Origin of the sequence: Butyrivibrio sp. (assembly GCF_017940685.1) — a bacterium.
Lineage (GTDB): Bacteria > Bacillota > Clostridia > Lachnospirales > Lachnospiraceae > Butyrivibrio.
This window is the reverse complement of record NZ_JAGAYD010000052.1, coordinates 40,988-49,064: the sequence shown is the minus strand read 5'-3', so window position 1 is coordinate 49,064 and position 8,077 is coordinate 40,988. Positions and strand designations below refer to the sequence as shown.

Below are 8,077 nucleotides of genomic sequence, written 5' to 3'. Positions count from 1 at the left end.
TGGTCTTTTCCATGAGAGGTGCAAAAACCATGATGATACCTGGCATAAGAAGGAACACAGACAAAAGGCTTAAGATGATAGCCTTTATAAGGACAATACCCATATCAGAGCCAATACCAAACTGCATAAACAGCATGGCAACAAGACCTCCGATTGTGGTAAGGGAACTACCGCAGATCTCAGGGATTGATTTTGAAAGAGCTACGATGCAAGCTTCACGGTTTGGAAGCTCAGCGTGCTCTTCTTTATACCTGTTTAGGAATATGACCGCATAGTCAACTGACAGAGCCAGCTGCAGTACGATCGTGACTGAATCTGATACAAAAGAAATTGTTCCAAGAAGGAAATTGGTTCCCATCTGGACAAGGGCTGCAGAGCCAAAGGTTAGAAGAAGTACCGGAACCTCAGCATATGCCTGAGATGTAAGAAGGAGTACTGCAACTACAACAATGACAACAATGACAGAAATTACGTTCATCTCCTTATCAATGAGCTCTGACTGAGTGTCACCAAGAGTTGTTGAGATGTAGGAATCGTAGGGTTCAAAGTACTCTTTTACCTGGTCAAGAAGCACAAGGCACTGATCATCATTCTCATCATAATCAAAAGTTATATTAAAAAGAGCTGAGCCATTATTATAATGGTCAGTTGTATCATCAACTTCAGCTGAAAAAATACCATCCATATCTTCAAGATGGTCCTTGACCTCAAGTGCCTGATCATAAGAGATATTTGCGACCATGACTTTAACAGAGCCGTAGGTTGTAAACTGCTCTTCCATAAGATCAAGACCCTGCCTGGTCTCAGATGTACCAGGAAGGTATTGTGCCAGTTCATTTTCAACACTTACCCAGTTTCTGGAAACCACTGAGAATATGCATAAAATAGCATATATCAGAAAGAAAAGGTTGCGCTTATCGACGATAAATGCGCAGATTTTGAGCATAAAACTGTTTCCAGCTTTTTCGTTTTCCATATCCATCTCCCCCGAGAAACTAAAATAATCCAAATGTAGTATACACCGCATTTTGATTTTTGACCATAAGTCAAAATAAAAGGTCCGGCACTGCGGCCGGACCTTAAACTATTTCGTATAATAATTATTATCTACGCTTCTTCAGTGAAGCCAGAGCTCCAAGTGCAACTGCAGATGCTCCGAGGATCATCATTGATGCAACGAGAGGATTCTGAGTCATATCCCCTGTTCTTGCTCTTCTTGCACCAAGTACCTGTGGCATGTCTCTCTTTGCTCCGAGAACCTGTGGTACTTCAGAAACAGGATTTTGTTCGTTTACCACAACAACAGTGTCTGTAGGAGGTGTTGTTGTAGGTGGTGTTGGTGGTGTTGGCGGTGTTGGTGGTACTTCAACAATAACAGGTGGTGTCGGAGGAACATCAATTGTCTTGGTCTCAGTCCATACTCCCCTGGTGCTCTCCTTTGAGTACTCACTGAATTTTACTTCATAAGTACTTCCCAGTATAACTAGACTTCTCTTGTACTCATAGTTGTTTACGGTCTTGTGAAGATCAATGTCAATGGTCTTTATGCCTGTAACAACATAGTTAAATGCCTGTTTTTTCGCATTTAGCGTATAATATTGGGCATTAGCCGCTCCAATTACTTTTCTGTCCACCAGATATCCCTTTGATCCTGCAGGATACCAATGTCCTTCTGAGCCACCGCTGATCTCACTGCAGATGATCGTACCGCAGAAGTTACCGCCTCCAAGTGTCACTTTTGTATTAGGTGCCAGAATATTTCCAACTTCATTTGTACCTTGGGTTCTTAAAGTTGTGGCATTTGTAACAAATGTAACATCCGGCATGATAGCTGCATTAAGAAGGCTCTTGTTGCCGGTCTGGATGTTTTGATATTGAGAATCTGTTGTAATAACAGGCAATATAGTATCGGTTCCTGTAAGTATTATCGTTACTTTTTCAGGAGTAGTAAGAAGGATCCATGTTTCTTTGACCGTACCGTCAATATAGTACGTTCCGCCGTCTGTAATTTCCAGTTTGTTCTTTTCAGGCCTTGGACCACTTCCTGTAGAATACTCAAGTGTATTTTCACTGGTCTTGGGAGTAGCAAGAACACTGTTCATCTGATCAACAAAAACCTGCTGGTCGATTCCATAAATATTATCATGTAAAAAATTGGAATTCTGATCGTAATGATAGTATACTCCGTTGATAATAAAGCTTGTCTCCTGATGACCTACTTCAGCACTACCTCCTTGGGAAAGAATTGTAAAGGTTTCATCTACTGTATTTACCTTGTAATAGATTGTTTTCCCATCTTCAGTTGTCTCTTTGTAAATTGTCTCCCCATTGACCACTTCCTTGTCGTTAAGGTTTATGATCCTTTCATATTCTTCCTTGGTAGTGATACTAAAACCATCAAAATCATTTATTATCCTGGTTTCATCATTCTGTGGATGAGGGATTATATTACCACCATCATAAATTCCCCTGGCAATAAAGTCATCCAATGCATCCTGCGCATCTTTTAAAGTATCATATATTGTATCAAGGATAATGGTTTCTTCGTGTGTGTCCTTGCCATAACCATGAGCTACAAGAACATAGCCGTCTTCTTTTGCTGCGTCCATCTCACTTTTCAGGTCTTCCGAATTAACATCCTCATATTCAATACCTGAGTTATACCTAAGTGAATCCGGCTTGGCAGAGCTAAGTATGAGATTTCTTAGATCAGTATCCAAAACTGTAAGGTAGACGCCGTCTTTGACATAAGTAATGTCAAAGTCATCTGATCCGTTTGCGGAAGGCGCAATGATAAATGTTGTATCTGTATCAATTTGGCATTTCTTTAAAAGCTCTATCTCTTTTTCTCTTAAAGGCGTTTCTCCCAAAGTATAGGAAGTAACACTCTCAAATCTGCTTTCAATTTCGTTGCCGGCGCTGTTTACAAGAGCATTCTTAACATCTTCCGGTACATCTGAAAGAGGAACCTCGTTATCTCCAATCTGCGCAATGATCTTTGTATCATTGGAATCATCACCGGAGCTTTCTGCCTTGGTCTTCAAAATGAAACTTGTTGCTCCGTTAAGCTTTGAAATATCTACATAAGTACGATTGCCCTCGTTGTCAGTCACATAATATTTCTCAGTCAGGCTGTCAAATTTAATTCCGCTTGTTTCTGTATTTCCTTCTGCCTGTTTTTCAACCTGGGCTTTTATTTCTTTTGCAAGCTGCTCATCGTCTGTTTCAACTGTAGTAGATGATTTAGTCTCTTTGGAAACAATATCCTCAACAAATTCACCTGTTATAGTTACAGTATTTCCTTCCTGTACAACAGTGACATTTTCTGTATCTTTTGTAAGTGCTTCAGGCTTTGTAACTGTGGTTACAACAGTTTCCTGTGTAGTGGCAACAGCCTTTGGCTCTGATGCCTCAATATCCCCTATTACTATCGCATTATCTCCTGCGCTGATAGTTTCATTATTATCTACAGTTTCTTCATAAATACTTGTTGTTTTTGTAATGTCAGCTACAGGAGTTTCTTCTTTTGTTACCTGCGGCTCAGATACAGGCTTTGCATCTGAATGATCAATAAGATCTGCAGCCTCATTTGCGACAGAATTTGTATCGCTTGCCTCTGCTGCAGCACCGTTTCCTGACTCGTCAGCCGGTTCACCATCGCTTGCCTCTGCTGTGATGCTGTTTGTAGCAAAAACAAGTGTACCTGTCATTAAACAAAAAACACCTTCTCTGATAGCCTGAGGGATATTGTCGTAAAGCTTCATTTTTTTTGGTCCTCCGTACAACACACTAAAAATACTAAACAACCCGTTTCAAGTGTATCCTACATAATATGCTATCATAATAATCATCATATTTTACATTTAAAATGTCATTTATGATTTGTTTAATACTTCTTTTATCCTCTTTTAATAAATTTAATTGATATTTTTCTTTACTTCTTCATTTACGCAATACTAAAGGGTGCATTTTGTAAGTTTCTTACAATCTCACAAAATACACCCTAATTAATATCCTTATTCAATTAAGTTAAACACAAAGATAAATTACTTTCTAATCACATTCTTAAACCATCTCCATGACAGTTTTCTATTAAGCTCTGATATCCCCCATGAAAGCAGATATGCGCTTCCATAGATAACAACAAAAGTGATAAGTATCAAAGACAATGACATGTTGTCAAAATCAAGGAAGAAATACGGGATCATGTTCCCTGTTATGGTATCAGTTAAGATAAGCGTTATTATCACCACGGAATAAAAGGTTACAAACCAGGTTCCACGTAGTCTGTAAAATGGTTTTATCTTACCAATAGGCGCGTCATTTAATACAAATGAAGAAATAGTCAGGACTGGGATCAAAATATGCATGTTAAACATGTCGAATCTTAAGATATGCATATGCTGATCAAATATTGGAAGCTGACTCATAAGTACAACTGTCATAATTAGTGCCTCCGCAACTGCACAGGAAAGTCTTACATAATAAGCTGAAATGTAAGTCACTTCAGTCTTCCCATACATTTCAATGAGATTTACAACAATATAGATTAGTGCTCCAACAGTTGTAAATATGGTTCCATCGACAGTAAGCCAGCGAAATGTCATTATACCCTCTTTATCAAACTTAAAGATAAAGATAACAGACAGAACACCCAGTACAAATATGAGGCTGCAGATAGCTATATTGACTCTTTTCTTTTTACGAAACCTGGAAAGATAATCCCTTTCAAGGGCTTCAAAATCAAACTTACTCATTTTCTCTTCCCTTCCTTCTTTTCTGTAAAAAGCTAAACAACAAATATGACAAAGTACACATTATAAAAGCCAGCAGGATAATGCAGGTAATGTACATGGTATAACCATATTTTTGATATATAAAAAGAAATGGATTGTTGAGATCAGGTCTTTCCAAAAACCAATAATTCATTCGAAAAACCTGATCACAGATAATAACGATTGGTAAAAGAATTGCAAGTACGATAAATGAATGGATTATGCTCTCAAATCTTATAGATACTTTACCCATTTTCCACATACAAACCGGAATGAAGATAATAAGGCCATGCCACAAATAGCTATAAATACTTAAAAAGCTAAATGGCTGATAAAAACCAATCCAGTTAGGAAACAAAAGCGCCATAAGAGAGCCAGGAATTATCATAATAATTCCTGCTTCAGTAGCATATTCAGCTATGCGCTTATTTTTTGCAAAAGCTGCTACCGGAAAAATTAAGATACCTACACTACATAGGTATAGAGGAAAATACTGTGCATCAAATGTCCCCTGTATGACGAGAACAGCAATCTTAAACGCCTCTAAAACGGGAAGGATAAGCGCACAGATTTTTATGAATATATTCTGCTTTTTGCCATCCATCTTGCAAAAAGCAGAATATAAAATGATATTTAAAACTAATATGATCAGAAGGGACACAATATGCTCTGCCGAAAAGAGCTCATATCCCATTTCCTGTGGTAAAAGAGATTTCTCAAGCCAGAAGTACTTCATCAACACCTCCACTTGGTTAGCTTTACTCTTTTATTATACCATTAGTTTTTAAAGCTATGAACTGGAGCTGGAATTCTACCGCCTCTGTTTACAAAGTCGTCGCAGGAAAACTGATTTACTGGCATTATCGGCGCATAGCCAAGAAGTCCGCCAAACTCTACTGTTTCACCTACACCCTTACCAATTACAGGAATGAGACGAACTGCAGTTGTTTTCTGGTTGATCATACCAATTGCCATTTCGTCAGCGATGATACCTGCGATGGTTGTATCCTTGGTATCTCCAGGAATTGCTATCATATCAAGTCCTACAGAACACACACAGGTCATTGCTTCAAGCTTCTCAAGAGAAAGTGCTCCAGCCTCAACAGCATTGATCATGCCCTGATCTTCGCTGACGGGAATAAATGCTCCAGAAAGACCTCCAACATAAGAGGATGCCATAACACCGCCCTTTTTAACCTGGTCATTTAGAAGTGCAAGGGCTGCTGTTGTACCAGGAGCTCCAGCATGCTCAACTCCAATCTCATGAAGGATGTCAGCAACCGAATCACCAATTGCTGGTGTAGGAGCAAGGGACAGATCGATAATACCAAAAGGTACTCCAAGGCGCTTTGATGCTTCCTGAGCAACGAGCTGTCCTACTCTTGTTACCTTAAAGGCAGTCTTTTTGATGGTCTCACAAAGAACTTCAAAGTTCTCTCCTCTGACCTTTTCAAGGGCTGTCTTAACAACGCCTGGTCCGCTGACGCCGACGTTAATGATCTTATCAGCCTCAGTTACACCATGGAAGGCTCCCGCCATAAATGGGTTGTCATCAGGAGCGTTACAGAATATTACAAGCTTGGCACATCCAAGAGAATCTGCTTCTTTTGTAGCCTCTGCAGTCTTTTTTACAATGCTTCCCATAAGGCGCACAGCATCCATATTGATACCGGTCTTGGTTGAGCCTACATTAATTGATGAACATACAACGTCCGTAGTAGAAAGAGCTTCAGGAATAGATTCTATAAGAAGTCTGTCAGCCTCAGTCATTCCCTTACTGACAAGTGCTGAATATCCGCCGATAAAATTAACGCCAACCGCCTTGGCAACCTTATCCAGGGTGGCTGCAATCTTGGCAAAGTCACTTGGAGTTTTGCAGGCAGCTCCGCCAACAAGGGCAATAGGTGTTACTGAAATTCTTTTATTTACAATTGGAATACCAAATTCTCTTGAAATCTGGTCTCCGGTTTTTACAAGGTCTTTTGCTGTTTCATAAATTTTGTTATAGATCTTGTCACATAATCTGTCTAAATCAGAGTCTATGCAATCTAAAAGGCTGATACCCAGTGTTATGGTCCTGACATCCAGGTTTTCCTTTTCAATCATCTCATTAGTTTCTACAACTTCATGTATATTGATCATATTTACCTCCTCAGATCCTATGCATGGAGTCGAAGATTTCTTCTTTCTGGCACTTGATCACAACTCCAATTTCCTTTCCAAGTGCTTCAAGCTCATCAGCAACAGTATTAAACTGCTTATCTGTTCCTGCCATGTCCACGATCATCATCATATTAAAATATCCACTTACAATTGTCTGTGAGATATCCAAAATGTTGATGCTGGTATCTGCAAGGTAAGTACAAACCTTGGCAATAATGCCCACTGTGTCTTTTCCTACTACTGTGATGATAGTTTTATTCATAGCTCCTCCTGGATATGTGTTTATTAGTACAGCCCCGGATACCGGGGCTGATGTCAAACAGATCAGAACTCAAGTACAGGTGAAAGACAGTTTCTGTCTGCCACCATGATCGGAAAATCACCGGAATTAAAAGGAATACTGGACATGTCAACTTCCACCCGGACAGTCTCATAAGCAAGCTCAGGCAGGTTATTTTCTTTTGACAGATGTCCAAGAAATACCCCCTTCATCTTGTCGCTTATAAGCTTACATAAAAGCTCGCCGCTCTTATCATTGGATAAATGGCCTCTGTCTCCAAGGATCCTGGACTTTAAAACATAGGGGTAAGGACCTGTCTGAAGCATCCTCACATCGTGATTGGCTTCAAGTAAAAGAGCATCACACCCTGAAAGGCTCTCTACTGTATAGTCATTGTAACAGCCAAGGTCTGTTGCTATTCCAATCTTTTTCTCACCACAATACACCCTATATCCACAAGGTTCAAGAGCATCATGAGAAATTGTCATAGGATTTATGATCATATCGCCAACAGGGATAGCTTCATCGGCCCTTACAGTTATAAAGGATGAGTCTGAGATCTCACCCTTTTTGTCTGTATTTAATATCCCTGTAATGGTACCAGCTGTGGCATAAACAGGAATATCATGCTTTTTTAAAATAGTCTTTATGGCAGCTATATGGTCTGTATGCTCATGGGTCACGAAAATAGCACTTATATCAGTAAGTGAAAGCTCAAGTTCATTAAGGCCTTCTTCAATTCTCTTTTTGCTGATACCTGCATCAACAAGTATATGTGTGTTGTCGCTGCCCACGTAGGTGCAGTTGCCGCTGCTTCCGCTGGCTATTGTTGTAAAACGCAAAACTAAAACTCTCCCAA

Annotated in this window: 7 protein-coding genes; all 7 read right to left on the bottom strand. The window is 39.6% G+C overall.

Annotated features, from left to right (window positions below):
* Positions 1–976: MMPL family transporter (locus tag J6I68_RS03990; protein WP_292217650.1), on the bottom strand; the 976-nt coding region annotated here is incomplete at its 3' end.
* Positions 977–1,103: 127 nt separating this feature from the next.
* On the bottom strand, positions 1,104–3,764 hold the full coding sequence (locus tag J6I68_RS03985) for a choice-of-anchor A family protein (protein WP_292217648.1): 2,661 nt from the start codon (positions 3,762–3,764) through the stop codon (positions 1,104–1,106).
* A 282-nt stretch (positions 3,765–4,046) separates the two neighbouring features.
* Positions 4,047–4,757 (bottom strand): hypothetical protein, encoded by a 711-nt coding sequence (locus tag J6I68_RS03980; RefSeq protein WP_292217646.1) that lies wholly within the window; start codon positions 4,755–4,757, stop codon positions 4,047–4,049.
* Positions 4,750–5,469 carry a YwaF family protein gene (locus tag J6I68_RS03975; protein ID WP_292217654.1) on the bottom strand — a complete coding sequence of 240 codons (720 nt, stop codon included), beginning with the start codon at positions 5,467–5,469 and terminating at the stop codon, positions 4,750–4,752. The genes J6I68_RS03980 and J6I68_RS03975 overlap by 8 nt, the downstream gene beginning before the upstream one ends.
* Positions 5,470–5,552: 83 nt before the next feature.
* Positions 5,553–6,917, bottom strand: a complete 1,365-nt coding sequence (locus J6I68_RS03970; protein WP_292217644.1) for a PFL family protein — start codon at positions 6,915–6,917, stop codon at positions 5,553–5,555.
* 10 nt (positions 6,918–6,927) lie between these two features.
* Entirely contained in the window at positions 6,928–7,200 is a 273-nt protein-coding gene (locus J6I68_RS03965) for an ACT domain-containing protein (protein WP_292217642.1), read from the bottom strand.
* A gap of 62 nt (positions 7,201–7,262) precedes the next feature.
* Positions 7,263–8,060: an MBL fold metallo-hydrolase gene (locus J6I68_RS03960; RefSeq protein WP_292217640.1), complete on the bottom strand. Its 798-nt coding sequence runs from the start codon at positions 8,058–8,060 to the stop codon at positions 7,263–7,265.
* Positions 8,061–8,077 lie beyond the last annotated feature (17 nt).